This window comes from Flavobacterium sp. PLA-DH12, from assembly GCF_059511845.1.
This window is the reverse complement of record NZ_JCAMPD010000007.1, coordinates 48,406-64,553: the sequence shown is the minus strand read 5'-3', so window position 1 is coordinate 64,553 and position 16,148 is coordinate 48,406. Positions and strand designations below refer to the sequence as shown.

Below are 16,148 nucleotides of genomic sequence, written 5' to 3'. Positions count from 1 at the left end.
GAGTTCATCGCAATACAAAAAACAAACAACAAGAAATTCTTAAACATTTTTTTTGGGGTAGGATTTGTTCATTTTTTTCAATGATTTTAAATTTTACTCAATATTTCTTTTTTCTTGGCATCAAATTCTTCCTGCGTAATGATCTGCTCATCCAACAGCAGTTTCATTTTTTTTAGCTGAACAGAATAATCTTCCTCATTAATACGAACAGTTTCCTCTTTACCAATGTTGAATGCTTTGCCCAACTCCATACCAGCACCCAATTGCAAGCCTGCACCTGCAAGTCCGCCTTCGTTTTTTGCTGCATCTCTTAATGCTCTTAATTTTTCCAAATCCACAAAGCTCATCCCAACTTCACTGGCTGATAACGATTCGGTAGTCATGTCTGCAATAGTCGAAATACGTTTTTTTGTCGCATCATCAAATATGGTAGCCTGAATTTGGAAATCTGTAACCGTAAGCCCAAGTTTTTCAAATGTTTCATTCAATTGATTTTGCAATGCTTTCGACATATCAAAAAGATGCTTGTCTATATCGCGATAGGAATATCCGGCATTGGCCAAGTGTGTGGTCAAAGCAGGAGCAATACGCGAATTGAGAACTTGCTGCATATCGCCCGTCATGAAAACCGATTTGCTACCGATAATATTTTCAAAAAGAAACTGTGGTTGCGAAATAAAATAAGAATAAGAACCATTTGCCCCCAGCTCTACAGGAAAATTGTACGTGTTATCCATATATTTTACGGGTGCAGCTGTTCCCCAGCGCTGATTTAGCAATTCTGCTGTACGAAAAAAGTAAATTCCCATTTTGTGTTCACTTTCCAATCCTTGACGAAGTTTCATCAGCGTGGTGATAAACGGATGATTATCTGTCTTCAATTCATGAGTACCTTGCTCGACGATGACTTCTCGCACCTTTCCCTCATATACCAAAATGCATCCCTGCCCCGGTGACACGATAAGTTTACTCGCATTTTTTATTTCATCTGTCGGAGTTTCAATTTTATACACCAGAACATTCGTGTCCTGATTTGTCCATTCTATGACAGTACTTAATTGTCTTTTGAAAAAATTACCTAGTCCCATATTTTTGTTTTTTAGTTGTTGCTATTATTGTTTACGAATCGGAAATATTACTATGGCAATTCATAAGAACTCATTTCTTTTCCAGACTTATCTAGCATAATCACTTTTTGAGATGAAAGCAAATAACCCTCTTTACATTTGCATATACTTATTTTACTGTTTAACAAATCTGCCTTTTTTACCAAATATGTCCAATTGATAGCTCCGGTAGTTGTATTTATACTTTGAATATTTGGTAATCCATCGGGATTGGCATTTGGAAAAACCTTGATAATAACCTCTCCCGAATCATCAGAATACAAAATATTTGGATTAAAATAAGATCGTCCAGGAGTTACATCATGGAGAGACAGAACACGATCGCCTCCATTATGGGTTAGTTTTTTTTCATACTTAGTTTTTATACCATAGTAAATACCTGCTCCTTCTGGATATTCTGTTACGTCAACTTTCCTCCATGATGAAGCTGTTATCATCTCTTTTGGGCCTCCTACATTATCCTTAAAAAGGACTTTTAAAAGCTGTATCTTCTCATCTGGATAGTCATTGCTTACTGATGTAAATAAATAGGCATAACGTTCTCTGGCTCCGGGAAGCAAAGTGCTCATACCTTCGCTTTGCTTACCAAATTGTTCTTTAGTATATAATTTTCCAACAACAGGATAGTAATAATAATTCTTCCCATCATTGGTCATGATGTTCAATCCGTCACCGTAATTATCATACACAAGTTCCATTGTAGCAACACCTACAGATAATTGAGCGAAGCCTTTAAATAAATCGGTTGAAACATCTGTTACGGTAAGTGTATGGATATCTATTTTAAGCACTTTGTTTTTATCTACCGTGGCATATACAAATCCATCAGCAAACCTGCGCATTTTAACTTCTGCAAATCCATCAGTTTTATCGTTGATTTTTTCCGTTTTTATCTCTTCTTTTTTTACTGCATCATAAAAAGTAATGTAGGTCCCATTTTTAGCATTATTTGAGCTATGAAACCCTTTTCTTCCAATTTGAAACAAACATGGCCTTGCCATTGAAGACTCTGCGAAACAATATGCATCACTGCCTTCCCACATGCCATCATCATCGTTATTTGAAGAACTTTGAAAGGATGAATTGTTATTACCTATAAACAAATTAAGTATACCTGTGAAAACAATCATACCGAACAATATTCCTACAAAAATCATAAATCCCCTTTTTACTTTTGTGGTATCTATAGAAGTTTGTGAATATGCTGCGGTTTGAGTGACATTTACATTAATATCATTGTTATCTAGAAAATATTCTGTTTGACAGCTATTGCATCGATAAAAATCTGGTCGTATTTCTGTTTTTTCTGTGCTTCCGCATTTGGGACACTGAATTGCTTTTATTTCTTTGGCCATTTTTTATAAGGATATATTTTTAGATAATTCCCTGCTCCCGTACGAAAAATTTGACTGCACCAAATTCCATTTTGTGGGTGAGCACCGGATAAATACTTTATTCTAATTGCTTATTGTTGGATAAATTGCTTTTGTTTTATACAACAGCTTACCTTTATTTGAGTATTCATATATGTATTCCCCTCCTTCCGATGGCGCTGTTATGGTATAACTCCCGTCCTTGTTAATTGTCTTTTCTCGGCCATCTTTAAATTTTATTTTTTTACTGTCCAACTTTCCTTTTTCATCAAAGGTTTCTTTAATCTCATCGATCCCTTTGTCTAAGTTTTGGGTTGTAATCCTTTCTTCAATGATATTTGATTCTCCGTAATAAGACTCCCTTGTACCTTTGATATTATCCTGCACATCCCATCCTGAGAGGTTCATCTGTTTAGAATAGATTAATTCGTTATTTTCATATCTGTGTTCACTTTCAAACTTTCCATCATTGTAGGTTTTGTTGTAAAAAACCGTCCCTTCGCGATAGGCTGTTTCTACCATTTGTCCGCTATGTTTTTTCTCAAATTTTATGAGCGTGTCATTTCTATAAGTGATATTAAAATCATAATACGGTTTTTCGGGCTCAATAATCATCATGCCATCTACCTGCCCCATAGTATTTACATGAAAAAAATAAGACCCTTTACCTCCTCCTCTTTTTTCTGTCTCTAAAATGTATTCGCCACCTTTTAGGTTTATGCCGTCTTTATAGCTTAAATGTTGCAGTTTGCCGTACATTATCTGATCTAGCATATTCCAATCATCATTCATTTCATTACTTTTTAATACGGTTTGTCCGTAAGAGGCTGTTGATGCAATGAAAATAATCGTAGCCAAAATAAATTTCACAATATGTTGTTTCATAAAATATGTTGTTTGAAAAAAATAACTTTTATTAATTAAGCAGTCCCCGCTCACACACAAATCCTTTAGTGCGATACGTTTTACTAAATCTCCTTGCCTATCATGTTTACAATTTCTATTCATTTTTAATACATTAAGTTTTTATAAAAAAAATAGGCTTTGACTTGAATGTTGTCGCACAAAGGACTGGCTTCGTCGAATTTCATTTCGTGCGTGAGCGGTATTTTTTTTAAAAAGCCCCCTTTGTTTCTGTTTTCCTGGAATTTATTCCATCTATTTCGAGTGTTGAAATTCGTTTGCTCCTGCTACTATTTTCAATTTTAAAATGGCAAATACTTACAGCCCGGCAATCATTATTAATTGTTTCATATAAGTAATAATCTCCTTCTTCATACTGATTGGAAAAGCGAATAATAGTGTTTTTCAATTCAATAGACTGGTTGCTACAAATCTCCTTTCGGGGCTTGTCAACTTTATTAGTTTCATCCATTGTTTTATCGAGATCTAGAAAAGTTTCGGAAAAGTATCCTGTTTTTTCACCTTTAACCGAGCTAAGTATATCATCAAAAAAATACATTTCAATCTTGTCGAAAACGACATTTTTTACTGTATAATTTATTAAAACAACACATTTTACTCTAGAAGAATATGGCGGACCAAAAGGAGCTATTCTGTACTCAATATTTTCTTTTCTTGTTGAAAACAAAAATGCTTTTGCTAGCTTAGAATTACTTACGATTTCTTTATCATCTGAAATCATTTTCAGTGAAACTTTTTGTTTGGTCAAACTCTTTTTCAAATCAGTAAAAGTTGATTGACCAATTGTATAATTTCCTAAGGGAAATGTTCGAACCTGACTGAATGATAAAAAAGTAATACCTATTGTAATCAGTGTTATTATGTATTTATTTATAGCCATTTTTAATTAAATTAATTCAATATTCTAACAAATAAGTAGTTTAGATGAGTGATGGATACTGAATTGCTTTTATTTCTTTCTTCATTTTTCTGTCAAATTATATTTTACTGTCGAAATTCATTAAATATTAAAAGGAAGCTACCTCTGAATACGGAATGCGCAATAGTTTTATAAACTCATCTGTATGAGTTTTCGTACCCTTGCCTTTTTGAGTTACAGTAACATTCAATACACTTATATAAGCTTTACTATCTTCAGGATGGGAATAAATAATTACTTCTGAATAAGCATCGGGCAATGGCGGGTTTTCTTTAAGAGCCTGAAGTGTTCCAGCGTATTTTCCAACTTCCAATGCGTTTTTTAGCGCAATTGGATCGGCTACCAGAACGTGCTTGCTTCTTGTTTCTTTCAACCAGGTATTGCAGGCTTCTGAATAGGGTTTGTTTTTAACATACAGCCTCACAAAAAAACCGCTTGCAAGAATAATGACAGCTTCAAATATCCATATACACCATAGAGGGGTACCCGATACAACCGATCTTTTAACTGAAAATGTACCTATTTCATTAAGCATTTTTACAGCCTCATACACATACTTTGGCTCGAAGAATACATTTACAAAAGTTCTAAGATTAAATGATGTTTTAACGACACCTATATCTCCTATTGATGCAGTGCCCGAAGATTCCTGCGTTAACGATATAAAAAGCGCCCATTGCGAATAAAGTGCCACAACGCTTATTATTATTCCAATGACTAAGGCAACAGTTGTGTTTCGTATATTTCCTTTTTTTAGCATCATTGCCCCAAAAGCCACTAAACCAACGCTGAATAATATTGCAAAAATTACATTGATATAAATAAAAGGTAAGAGCCATTGCAATGCGATATACACAATGCTTAATAATATAGCCCCGACAACACCTCCTATTAATGCTATAATTATTCCGAATATTGGTGCTTTCCCAGATGGTTTGTAATACATTATATTCATATTTTTTTCAAATAATTGGACATTCCATTTTGCCCATATTTCGGGTATTAGTTACGTGTTTTTATTAAATGCAATTAATTTGCTTTTGCTCCATTTTGCATTAATAACTCTACTGTTTTAATTTTCAGCTTGTCTTCTACTGCAAGCATCAAAGGAGTTTCATTTTTATCATTCAGCCCATTTACATCTGCACCTTTTTCAATCAGGAGTTTTGCTTTTTTATATGTTTCTTTTGCTCTTTCCTTTTCCGAATTAATATTATATGCACATACTTTATGCAATACTGTGTTCCCTTCATCATCCTGCTGGCCTACATCAATATTTCCAACTTCTAAAAAGGTTTTAAGGATAAGTTCTGATTTTTCGGCAGCCCAATCCAAAGCTGATTTTTGCTTGTCATAATGAGGGAATGGCTGATAAGGATCTGCTCCAGTCTGGAGAAGCATCTCCAATACGTTTAATATATCATCATTTGCCAAATCTGTATACACTCTCATAAAGTAGCACAGCAAATTTTCATCAAATTGGGTAAGTAGTGAGAAATCGGGCTGCACATAACTGATGAACAATGCAAATAAATGCTTGTCTGTCAACGCGACAAAAAAAGCATTTTCCCCATTCTTATACTGTTCATTGGGATTAGCCCCATTCTCCATCAAAATTGTTATATAATTGTAATAGCGATACTGCACGGCTATATCCAAGGGTCTCTGATCATAGAGATCTGCTATATGAATATCAACCCCTTCATTGATGAAATACTGCAAATACTCTTTCCCGTTTTTACTATAAAAAAATGGATGTCTAATTAGCTGATGAAGATACCCCTGCTCCGCATTGTTTTTATAATGTATATTACATCCTGCATCCACTAGACATTTAATATGGACAAGTCCAGCTTCTCTATTTAAAAATAGCCCCAACAGGGTTTGGTCATCAACCTCATCATTAATATTGGAGACACGTTTTACAAAATTTGCGAAAAACACTGCTGATTCCTCATCATCTTTTAAACCGGATGCAATGAGCCTGAATGTTGAACCATTAAGATCATCACATTCATAGACATCCATTTGGACATAACCATGATTAATCAGTAATTCAAAAAGATCAAATGCTTTACCCTGCAATACATTATGAATAATATTGTCCCTATCATACTCATCTAAGTCCGAAGGGAATGATTCTCCGTTCTGTAAAAAAGTTCTTGCCTCATCAATTTTTCCCCACAATAAGCTTTTTATTAATGGATTATCTGTGCTGTTCATAGTAAATTAATTGAATTGTTCACTGTTTAGAATTAAGGATAGTTATGTAGTCATCTAAAAAAATTCATTATAATAATTTTGTAACAACATCTTTTTAGATAACCAAACAATGGTCTTTAATTTGGTTTTTGTTTTTTTTCTGATTCTTTTCTTTTTTGGGTTTCGGATTATAATTCCATATTGCCCTTGCAAAAAAGATTATAACATCCATTATCATAGAGGCAATCAGGTTACCTGTAGTTTTTTAATTATTGAACTTTGAAAATAACGGATAAATAACCATTCCCTATAAGAAGTTCAAAAAGATCAAATGCCTTGCCTTATCGTACATTATTTTTTTGGTGCTGTTGGTTTACCATCTCCTATTTTATCTATTCTTATTTCTTGCAAATACACCGCTTCTGACGTTTCGAAAGAAATAACTACTTTATCATTTATGCCAATAGGATGTTTTTCATTATCATAAAATATTACTTTGCCGCCTGTTTTAATAAATACATTATTTGCATAATTCTCTCCCCAAGGCATGTCTAGGGTAGCAATTTCAGTTGAATGATCATTGGGATCTGCATACACATATACTGTTTGTGGACGATTAGTGTAAATGGTAGGAGGCGGAGAATAGTACAAATAACCGGTTATTGAGTATCTTTTGCCAATATTATCTTTATTGGCCATGATTGAATCTACAGCCGCCGCCGTTGATGAAATAGGAGTTCCTTTTTCCAGAGCGATGTTACCGCAAGAACTCATTAAAAGTAAAAGGAAGAAAGCCGAAGCCAATTTTAGATTATTCATAATAGTTAAATTTATTGTTATAGTTTCATTACTCTTTTGTCCCGTTATTTATTTCTGACATTCTGTAAACAGACATAATTTTAAAGTTTCAAAAGGAACAATTGTTTTACTGTTTGCTCAGTCAAAGCACTTTTTATATATTCGATTTAGGTTAACCCTTTAAATAAAAATCATCCTTTTTTTTATCGTATACGACTTTATATTTCTTACCAGGTTCTGTCACAAACACCTTACACACTTTGCCCTCAAAAGTGAAGGTCGTTCTCTTTAACAAAGGGTTATAACTCATCGTAATGTGTTCTAACTCCATTTCTACATTGCCTGCATTTACAGAGAAAGTACCTGCATGAGGATATTTTCGGGAAAATTCATTAGTCATACTTTGACTTAGCACCTGATGTACATGAACGCCGGCAGCCCCTTCCCCGCCTGAATACGAAATCATTGCTTTATTTGGATGTTGCTTTAAAAATTCTGTTACTTTTTGAGTGTGCAAAAAATAATATGCCAAAGGGACAACTATAGACACAATTCCTATTAGGATTAAAATGTTTGTATTCTCCATATTCAAATGCAGATTAAAAGGATGTTCTTATTTCAAATTTTACTTTTTTACCATATTCAGTCAGAGAGTCGGCAAGATTAGCATAGTCATCAGAATACAATTTTATGTATCTATCATCATTTGTTATAAATGTGATAATAAAATCACCAGAGATGCTTCTTGCTTTGGTTACAGTATTATACGATTTAATTTCGGCTAGCAAAAGCTTGGTTGTTGTACCTCCATCTTTTATAATCAACCCTTTTTCATAAAAAGAAAGTTTATTGTTTTTTGCAGCAGAAATTCTATCAAACGAATACCATACGCAAAGCAGTGTTATAATAACCAATGTTACAGCCAACCAAGTTACCAGTGTATTCCAACAACTTATACAATAAAACCCGAAAGCAACTCCCACGACAATGCCTATAATAGCGTTCATTACTGCCCGCCATTTATTACATCTTATTTCAAATAATAAATCTCCCACATAATTATAATTTAGTGATAACAACATCTTTTATTAAATAAGAATAATCGTTTTTGCCTTCAGCTTCTTTAGCCGCTTTTCTTTGCCTTTCTTTCATTATTTCGGGCATCCTCTCATTTATTGTTACTTTAATTGGCCCTTTTGCTGTATAAACAAGTGTACCCGAAATTTTGACTTTATCCAGACAACTCAATTTTTTTCCATTTTTGTCATAGAGCTCTACGTTTTCCATTTTGAATTTGTCTGGAAAAAACATACTATTCGCAGACTTGCCAAAAAGAAGCTGCACATTATCTACCATTTTATCCCTGCTAAAAGAATAATCAGCTGTAGCACATAAATCTACCGTCACATAGTCACCAATCATATTAAACGAACCCGGTAACAAATAGCCCTCCATATCAATTTGTTTTCCATCCCACAAATAATTTTGGCTAAATTCAGATGCCATCTTTTTGTATTTATTCTCTTCATTTTTTTTATTTTCACAAGAGGCGGACATTAATAGAAGTGTCGCAGATAAGACACCCAAAAACAACTCTTTCATTCGATATTTATTTAAAAATTTAGTTATACTACTTTGCATATATTTTTGAAACTGTCATTACTACATTTTATAAGAGAATATTTCCTTTCCCGATTTATCGAGCAGCAATACATCATCACTTTGCACCAACAAAAAACCTTTTTTATAAGCACATACATTATCAAAAGAAATATTTTCTTTAAGCGGATAAGTCCAGTTGATGGCTCCCGTAGTACTGTTAAGGCTTTGAATGCTTGGCAAAGCATTAGGAGCTGCATTGGGATTAATTTCAACCAGTAAGGCCCCAGTATCATCATGATACAATACACTCGGTTTAAAATAAGAACGTTGGAATGTAAGATCTCTGAAAGAGACAATACGGGCATCTTTTAATTGCTTATCAAAAAAACGTTTCTCCCAATAATCTCCTGACCCTTCACCAAACGACCAAGAATAGGACGTAACCATATTTTTAGGTCCACCAATATTATCCTTAAAGAGGATTTTTAAAAGCTGTATTTTCTTATTGGGCTGATCGTCTTTTTTTGATGTAAATATATAAGTGTAACGCTCTTTAGCCCCAGACAATAAGGTCATGTTCCCTCCTACTGCATGTTCAAAATTTTCTTTTGTATATAACTTATGTATCACCGGATAATAGTAATAATTCGTTCCATCATTTGCCATTATGTTTAACCCATCTCCATAATTATCATAAACAAACTCCATTGTAGCAACTCCTGACGATAATGCCGACTGTCCCTTGAATAAATCTACTGACACATCTTTTATTTCCTGCGAATTAGGATCAATCTGAAAAATTTTGGTTTGATTTACTGTGCAATAAACTTTTCCGTCAGAAAATTTACGCAGTTGTATACCTACAGAAGAGGTTGAGCCTTCACTATTTAAGATTTTCTCCGCTTTGATTTCCTCTTTCGTTTCAGGATTGTAAAACAGAATATAAATGCCGTTTCGCGCATCTTCACTTGCAAATCCCCACTCCTTTTTCCCAACTTTTATTATGATAGGAGATTCCTTTTGCGTAACACAGCAGGTTATTTGCTCATTACTCCATCTGATGTCTTCATCTTGTTTAGAAATAGATTTATCTACTTCGCCAACAGTGTAAGCATTCGTAGTTGCATGCCCTATTAAAGAACTGATGATATTGCTTATAATAACAAAACCAAACACTACTCCAAAGAAAATTAAGGTCTTCCTTTTCATCTTTGCATAATCCTGCCGAGGCTGTTGCGGAAAAGAACGTTGATTAATATTGACATTAATGTCATCATTATCAAGAAAATATTCCGTCTGACAACTATCGCATCGATAGAAATCTGTTCGCATTTCTGTTTTTTGAGTACTTCCGCATTTTGGGCACTGAATTACCTTAATTTCTTTTGCCATATTAAATTACCACCCTTGATATTTTTTGTTTAGAAAGGTTATAAAAACGACCAATGCCTCCACCCCTGATTTCTTTGATTGAATTAGAAGAAATGCTTTTCGGAGACAGTTATCCGAAAAGTAGTTGCGTTATTCGTATTACAGTAAAATCTTCTTTTGTTTTAATTAAACCCCTGTTATTGATACTGAGATGAACCTATATTTTGATTGTTATTATATAAATGAATGATGTTTTTAGTTTCATCCAATAATTGGTCTATTTTGGTTGTTTTTTTGACACTACATAGGTATAAATCTTTAAAATTTTCATTAATTAAAAATTTGATTCGGATGTCTGTGCCGTTATACATACCATTGTATGTTTTTCTAACAATTGAAAATTGATAAAAATCTTTTAATTGGTACTGCTGCTTGAAAAGACCTCCATAAGAAAAAATGTATGTCCCTTTTTTTACATCAAAGATTTTCTTTTGGATTATTTGCCCAACAGCTATAGTAATTGGTATAAAACCTAAAAAAAGGAAATAACGATTGGCATTGCTTTGCACACCTATAGACGCTGTATACAAACCAACTAACATAAGGAGTATTGAGAAAGGTATGTTGTTTTGCTTTAAATGAAACTCATTTCCTTGTTTGCTATAAAATTGATAAGTAGATAATACTTTGGGGATAGTTTCTGATGCCTGTTTTGCAATGATGGCTTTTTTCTCATTTAAACCTGTCATTTCATAAAGAAGCGGTAAAATTTCCTGATTAAAAGTTTGATATTGGGAAGTGGTAACGCCCATAAGTAAAATACCTTTTCCAAATTTATTTGCATCAGAATACAGTCTAAAAGCTCTACCAGTACCTGTTACATAATTTATGGAAGAAATAGATGAAAAAGGCATTAAACATTTTTTTATAAAAAGACCGTCACGAATTACACTTTTGCTTTCTTTGTCAAAAACGATTTCTATCTCCCCAAACAGATAAAAAGGCAGGCAGAATATACACACAACTAAAACATAAACAACTTGACTTACAATAGAAACACTGCCTGTTTCATTAACCGCAAATGACAATAGTAAAACCATGTCAAAAACTAGAAAAATTGCCATCATAACAATAGCCACTACCTTAAATACGCCATAAGGATAGAAAGTAATTTTACAAGGATCTACTTGATATTTTTTCAACTTCATATATTTTATAAATTATCAGCTTTAAGATTTGGTACCGGAAAGAGCTACTCAAATTATTTGCTGAGTACTGCTGTTTATAGTCACTAATCTTGTTTAAAACAATTATCTTTTATCTTTTCTAACTTCTATCAATAATTGCACTAAATTGACATTGAGGGCAATTATTGAAGAAGCACACATTTAGTTATCCACCACTCAAAATTGTTGTTCCTGAAAAAATTCGCAATACAACTAAAGTTGAAAAATATTTTATACTATAAATCTTGCTTAACAGGTAAAGTATTATCCATAAGTCTTAAAAAGATCTGTCATAATAGACATTACTTTTCAAACCTATTGGCATTGCGAAAAAAGCAAGCAAAAAATATTGAGAAAGACATGCTATTCTACTTTATTATATAACAATACTAATAAGCAAGCAATAGAGTCTAGATAACTACTGAAGTTTGTTTTTTTAACACGTTTAAACCATCCATTTCATAAACAAAAAACAATATTTTTTTAACTGAATGGGGTTGAAAAGCAATAATATCTTTGAGTAATGTTTATTTCCAAATTTGTCAACATTCTTTCTTGTATTTCAAACAATACCTCTTCATATTTCTAAAATGAATGTCCCTTATTCTCAATTGCAATATTTTTTTCAAACTTATAGGAAAAAAACACCCCCTAAAGTCAGCTAAAGCCTAATTTATAACACAATAAGACTTTTTTTAAAAATCTACTTTATAGCATAAAAACGAACTTTTTAATAGTTTTTTAGAGAAGAATTCAATAGCTAATTTATTTTTAAATTTTATGCTTACACTTTATACAATTAAAAATAAAACTCATAATTGCTTTGCAAAAAAACATCTTGCATATAGTCTTTTTTTGTCTCTGCATTTGATCTTTCAAAAATCTATTTTTCTTTTTGAATGAAAACAAAACCACAATCGAAAGAACTGATATTATTCATATTTGAAAAATTTAATCATTCTAAAGAAAGTTTTTTAATATAGATCGACTATTCACCTCTTGTCATTACTTAAACTTTAAATTTAGTAGATTGAGATATTTTACTAATTTTTGGAAAACAAAAAAGGACAAATCAGAAAATTTCTAATTTATCCTAAGTGACTTTGGCAGCACAATGTAAACAGTATATTAGAAGATCTTAGGATTCTAAATAATGTTTAATCTAATCTCTATATCATATTTCAATATAATACCTTAGTTTAAATATTTATTCTAAAATTAAATCGCAGAGCAATCCCTGTAACGGAAAATGAGACATTAAATGACAATTTCATAATCATCACAATAATTTTATTGGTACGTAGATATCAATAATGTGATGATTTTCAGGATGCAATTTAGGATCATTTAAATGACTTAAAAAGAAATTTCTATTATCTGGCTGATAGCCATTTTCTTCAAACCATACCTCGTAAATGTAATTCCATGTTTTAAAGCATTCAGACATTGGCGCTTCTTTATGGAAAATAGCATACAATCCGCCACTTATAGTAGTATTGCCAATTATTCCTTCTCCTACTATTTTTTCAGGAACAGACAAACAAACATCTGCCTGAAGCATTCCTGATAAGTTGGCATTACTTCTATAGACGGTTAATGCTTTTGTTTCAGGAAAATTTACCAAATTTCTTGGAAAAGCCCAGCTAAAAAGCTGTTTAAACATATCTTCAAATGTTTCACTATCATGTTTGTGAATATTCAGATTTCGAACATAAATAACATTAAATGCCTCCAGCTTTTTGACTTCAAAATCAAGTTTTATAGTTTCACTCATTTCATTATTTTTTAAATTATTTAATTTGAGTGCAAGGTAGTTTTCGATTTCGGACTGCATTTTTCCAATATTGCTATCTATTATACCAATATTGCTATTTCTATATAACTTTCGCCATTCAGAAGGTGTTTGCTCTTTAACTTCACGAAAAGCTCTTGAGAAAGACGAAATACTTAAAAAACCACATTCCATAGCTATTTCACTAATCGTTTTGGAAGGATTGTTCATTAAGAAGAATAAGGCTCTTTCAATTTTTGCATTTTTAATAAAATCATTAATTGTTGTTCCTGTAACTGATTTGAAAATTCTATGAAAATGAAATTTTGAAAAATTTGAAAGGACAGCCAATTTCTCTAAAGAAAGTTCTTCATGAAGGTTTTCTTTAATATAATCTATACTCTTATTAATTCTAAAATAATACTCTTTAATAGACTCTTCTTTTGTCATGCTTTTGGATCTATGATATTGTTTCAACTAAAGATTCCTTGATTTGTAAAATAATATTGAAACCAAAGTTAAGAATGTATTTTTGAACCATAAAAAAAGCCTGAGAATATACATTCTTAGGCTTTCAAATTTTATGGTGACCTTGACGGTACATAATTCGAACCAGCTAATGCAAGATTTGAAGATTTTAAATGACATGTAATTGCGGATTTGATTGCTTATACAATAAAAATCCTATTTTTGATAACAAAAGAATAATATTGTACATAGCACAATCCTATTTTATCTTATTTGTACATCTGACAACGTCAGACTATATACAGGTTAAAGACAATCTTAAAAGAAACTGAAATTGACTGAAAATTATCTTATCACTAAAAAGAAAAAATACTATTGGAAAGACCATTTTTTTGGTTTGCTATTATTTATATTAATTGCAATCCTAACTTTTGTTAATTATACTCCTAAAAACAATGCAAAAAACCTTTGTTTGATTTTGTTCATATTGTCTCTCATAGTCATAGTTTTAATTTTACTCAATCTATTTTCAATTAAAAATTATTGCCTTACAAAAAATGAAATAATTGAATCATCATCCTTCATGAAAAATAAAGTATATAATCTGGATGAAATTGATGGATGGACAGAAAAACAGTATAAAGGAAAATTTGAAAATTGGGAAGAAATAATAGTATATTTTAAGAATGGAGAAAAAATAAAAATATCAAGCGACTATTTTGAAAATTATTTTGAAATAAAACACAAAATTGCGCTAATCAAAAATAGAGATACGCAAAAAGAGGAGTTAATTGAAAAAAGAATAAATAAAAAACTAGCAATTGCTTTTTTTATTCTTTCCCTTTTATTGTTTTATTGGGCTTACAATGCATTGCACGTTGAAGATATAAAAAGTAATGATATTTTTGTCTTAAAAGATAGAACATCAGAGAGAATAAAATTAACTAGGGGTAAGCATAAATCTATTGAAATAAAATTAGAAATGTATCCTGATTTAATTTTTAGAATAAGTGGAAATGATGCTATGAAAGCAACTTATGTCAAAAAATTAATAGAAGAAATAAAAATAGGAGATTCAATTTTTGTGGGAATAAATAAATCAGACTACAGACAAAAGTTAATTAAAGTTGATTCTTTGACATTTGGCGACAAGTATTTTTTTAATGAAAATATTAGCGTAGAAAGTGTGAGATCTGTAAATTCTGATTATCTAAGTTTATCCGATAATAATTTGAATAAATCCGAAAATAAATCTTGGAATTTTGGATGGTTTTTTGCGTTTGGTATATTTTTTCTTTTGATGTCTATATTTGGTTGGAACAAGGAATAGAAAAAACACTATCTTCAACAGCTACTACAACGAATTCATGCAACAGCTTAAAGAATGATGACTTTGTATTGAATGATTTAGATCCAAAGAATGGGACTGATTTAAGAATGATATCAACCATAAAACTGATGTGAAAAAGCCTGAAGGGATTCGAACCAAAATTACTTGCAAAAAGTGAGAATCTGTAAAAACACAAAATATAAAAAGGATTCCAAACCATAAAAAAAGCCTACAAAATATACACTTTGTAGGCTTTGATTTTTTAGTGACCCCGGAGGGGTTCGAACCCCCAACCCTCAGAGCCGAAATCTGATATTCTATCCAGTTGAACTACGAGGTCAGTTTTATTTATGATTTTAGATTATAGATTTTAGAATTCAGATTCAATCTATAATCTAAAATCTACAGTCTAAAATTATTATTTACGAAAGTAATTTTTTCACAATTGTAGAAATGGTTTTTCCTTCAGCAGTTCCTCCTAATTGAGCAGATGCTAATCCCATTACTTTACCCATTGAAGCAATTCCAGAAGCTCCTGTTTCAGCAATGATTTTTGCTACTACAGCTTCTACTTCTTCTTCGCTCAATTGAGCAGGCAAAAACTTCTCGATCACTGCTACTTGAGCCAATTCTGGTTCTGCTAAATCTGGACGGTTTTGCTCTGTAAAAATTCTTGCGCTTTCTTTACGAGTTTTTACCAATCTCTGAAGCAATTTAATTTCTTCGTCTTCAGATAAATCTTCTTTAGATCCTGAAGCTGTTGAAGCTAATAACAATTCAGATTTTACAGCTCTTAAAGCTTCTAAAGCTACTGTGTCTTTTGCTTTCATGGCCGTTTTGATTTCGTCCATGATTTGTGTTTGTAAACTCATGTTTATATTTTATTTGAATAAGCTAGTGCTTATTAATTGATATATTAATTTGGCCCTTCGACTTCGCTCAGGGTGATAATAAGATTCACTTTAAAAACCTATTTAGGAAGTCAAATTTTGAAATTCTGTGCGAAGATAAAAAAAATAACCCGAAAATTAAATCCA

The 16,148-nt window shown here is 31.9% G+C and carries 15 protein-coding genes and 1 tRNA gene; 1 reads left to right on the top strand and 15 read right to left on the bottom strand.

The genetic code is table 11. The annotated features are described in order from the left end of the window. Window positions 1-86: 86 nt before the first annotated feature. The 13 genes from AC5ZCW_RS14750 to AC5ZCW_RS14690 form a co-directional block, all read right to left on the bottom strand. Window positions 87-1,088, bottom strand: a complete 1,002-nt coding sequence (locus AC5ZCW_RS14750) for an SPFH domain-containing protein (RefSeq protein ID WP_496120670.1) — start codon at window positions 1,086-1,088, stop codon at window positions 87-89. Between the two features lie 50 nt (window positions 1,089-1,138). After that, entirely contained in the window at window positions 1,139-2,482 is a 1,344-nt protein-coding gene (locus tag AC5ZCW_RS14745) for a hypothetical protein (protein WP_496120669.1), read from the bottom strand. A gap of 102 nt (window positions 2,483-2,584) precedes the next feature. Then, the gene (locus AC5ZCW_RS14740; RefSeq protein ID WP_496120668.1) at window positions 2,585-3,385 is read right to left on the bottom strand and encodes a hypothetical protein; all 801 of its coding nucleotides are present in this window, start codon (window positions 3,383-3,385) and stop codon (window positions 2,585-2,587) included. 229 nt (window positions 3,386-3,614) lie between these two features. Beyond that, window positions 3,615-4,304 (bottom strand): hypothetical protein, encoded by a 690-nt coding sequence (locus AC5ZCW_RS14735; RefSeq protein WP_496120667.1) that lies wholly within the window; start codon window positions 4,302-4,304, stop codon window positions 3,615-3,617. Between the two features lie 127 nt (window positions 4,305-4,431). Then, window positions 4,432-5,289 (bottom strand): hypothetical protein, encoded by an 858-nt coding sequence (locus AC5ZCW_RS14730; RefSeq protein WP_496120666.1) that lies wholly within the window; start codon window positions 5,287-5,289, stop codon window positions 4,432-4,434. An 83-nt stretch (window positions 5,290-5,372) separates the two neighbouring features. After that, window positions 5,373-6,566, bottom strand: coding sequence for an ankyrin repeat domain-containing protein (locus AC5ZCW_RS14725; RefSeq protein WP_496120665.1), 1,194 nt, complete (start codon window positions 6,564-6,566; stop codon window positions 5,373-5,375). A 330-nt stretch (window positions 6,567-6,896) separates the two neighbouring features. Continuing rightward, window positions 6,897-7,364 carry a hypothetical protein gene (locus tag AC5ZCW_RS14720; RefSeq protein WP_496120664.1) on the bottom strand — a complete coding sequence of 156 codons (468 nt, stop codon included), beginning with the start codon at window positions 7,362-7,364 and terminating at the stop codon, window positions 6,897-6,899. 151 nt (window positions 7,365-7,515) lie between these two features. Beyond that, window positions 7,516-7,929 (bottom strand): hypothetical protein, encoded by a 414-nt coding sequence (locus AC5ZCW_RS14715; RefSeq protein WP_496120663.1) that lies wholly within the window; start codon window positions 7,927-7,929, stop codon window positions 7,516-7,518. 13 nt (window positions 7,930-7,942) lie between these two features. Then, entirely contained in the window at window positions 7,943-8,350 is a 408-nt protein-coding gene (locus AC5ZCW_RS14710) for a hypothetical protein (RefSeq protein ID WP_496120662.1), read from the bottom strand. A 52-nt stretch (window positions 8,351-8,402) separates the two neighbouring features. Further along, window positions 8,403-8,984, bottom strand: a complete 582-nt coding sequence (locus AC5ZCW_RS14705) for a hypothetical protein (RefSeq protein ID WP_496120661.1) — start codon at window positions 8,982-8,984, stop codon at window positions 8,403-8,405. Window positions 8,985-9,005: 21 nt separating this feature from the next. Continuing rightward, window positions 9,006-10,154: a hypothetical protein gene (locus AC5ZCW_RS14700; protein WP_496120660.1), complete on the bottom strand. Its 1,149-nt coding sequence runs from the start codon at window positions 10,152-10,154 to the stop codon at window positions 9,006-9,008. Between the two features lie 359 nt (window positions 10,155-10,513). Then, window positions 10,514-11,518: a hypothetical protein gene (locus AC5ZCW_RS14695; protein ID WP_496120659.1), complete on the bottom strand. Its 1,005-nt coding sequence runs from the start codon at window positions 11,516-11,518 to the stop codon at window positions 10,514-10,516. A gap of 1,303 nt (window positions 11,519-12,821) precedes the next feature. Beyond that, a complete protein-coding gene (locus AC5ZCW_RS14690; protein WP_496120658.1) occupies window positions 12,822-13,763 on the bottom strand; it encodes an AraC family transcriptional regulator in 942 nt (313 codons plus the stop codon). Window positions 13,764-14,364: 601 nt separating this feature from the next. Between AC5ZCW_RS14690 and AC5ZCW_RS14685 the strand changes: the two genes are divergently transcribed. After that, the gene (locus AC5ZCW_RS14685) at window positions 14,365-15,111 is read left to right on the top strand and encodes a hypothetical protein (protein WP_496120657.1); all 747 of its coding nucleotides are present in this window, start codon (window positions 14,365-14,367) and stop codon (window positions 15,109-15,111) included. Window positions 15,112-15,377: 266 nt separating this feature from the next. Here AC5ZCW_RS14685 and AC5ZCW_RS14680 read toward each other — a convergent pair. Together AC5ZCW_RS14680 and AC5ZCW_RS14675 are read right to left on the bottom strand one after the other, a co-directional pair. Next, window positions 15,378-15,451: transfer RNA gene (locus tag AC5ZCW_RS14680), tRNA-Arg, on the bottom strand. 82 nt (window positions 15,452-15,533) lie between these two features. Next, window positions 15,534-15,983 (bottom strand): GatB/YqeY domain-containing protein, encoded by a 450-nt coding sequence (locus tag AC5ZCW_RS14675; protein ID WP_008467137.1) that lies wholly within the window; start codon window positions 15,981-15,983, stop codon window positions 15,534-15,536. Window positions 15,984-16,148 lie beyond the last annotated feature (165 nt).

What these genes read in the sequence shown, in the direction of transcription:
- AC5ZCW_RS14750 (WP_496120670.1), bottom strand. Translation starts at nt 1,088, where the DNA reads ATGGGACTAGGTAATTTTTTCAAAAGACAATTAAGTACTGTCATAGAA.
- AC5ZCW_RS14745 (WP_496120669.1), bottom strand. Translation starts at nt 2,482, where the DNA reads ATGGCCAAAGAAATAAAAGCAATTCAGTGTCCCAAATGCGGAAGCACA.
- AC5ZCW_RS14740 (WP_496120668.1), bottom strand. Translation starts at nt 3,385, where the DNA reads ATGAAACAACATATTGTGAAATTTATTTTGGCTACGATTATTTTCATT.
- AC5ZCW_RS14735 (WP_496120667.1), bottom strand. Translation starts at nt 4,304, where the DNA reads ATGGCTATAAATAAATACATAATAACACTGATTACAATAGGTATTACT.
- AC5ZCW_RS14730 (WP_496120666.1), bottom strand. Translation starts at nt 5,289, where the DNA reads ATGTATTACAAACCATCTGGGAAAGCACCAATATTCGGAATAATTATA.
- AC5ZCW_RS14725 (WP_496120665.1), bottom strand. Translation starts at nt 6,566, where the DNA reads ATGAACAGCACAGATAATCCATTAATAAAAAGCTTATTGTGGGGAAAA.
- AC5ZCW_RS14720 (WP_496120664.1), bottom strand. Translation starts at nt 7,364, where the DNA reads ATGAATAATCTAAAATTGGCTTCGGCTTTCTTCCTTTTACTTTTAATG.
- AC5ZCW_RS14715 (WP_496120663.1), bottom strand. Translation starts at nt 7,929, where the DNA reads ATGGAGAATACAAACATTTTAATCCTAATAGGAATTGTGTCTATAGTT.
- AC5ZCW_RS14710 (WP_496120662.1), bottom strand. Translation starts at nt 8,350, where the DNA reads ATGAACGCTATTATAGGCATTGTCGTGGGAGTTGCTTTCGGGTTTTAT.
- AC5ZCW_RS14705 (WP_496120661.1), bottom strand. Translation starts at nt 8,984, where the DNA reads ATGCAAAGTAGTATAACTAAATTTTTAAATAAATATCGAATGAAAGAG.
- AC5ZCW_RS14700 (WP_496120660.1), bottom strand. Translation starts at nt 10,154, where the DNA reads ATGAAAAGGAAGACCTTAATTTTCTTTGGAGTAGTGTTTGGTTTTGTT.
- AC5ZCW_RS14690 (WP_496120658.1), bottom strand. Translation starts at nt 13,763, where the DNA reads ATGACAAAAGAAGAGTCTATTAAAGAGTATTATTTTAGAATTAATAAG.
- AC5ZCW_RS14685 (WP_496120657.1), top strand. Translation starts at nt 14,365, where the DNA reads ATGAAAAATAAAGTATATAATCTGGATGAAATTGATGGATGGACAGAA.
- AC5ZCW_RS14675 (WP_008467137.1), bottom strand. Translation starts at nt 15,983, where the DNA reads ATGAGTTTACAAACACAAATCATGGACGAAATCAAAACGGCCATGAAA.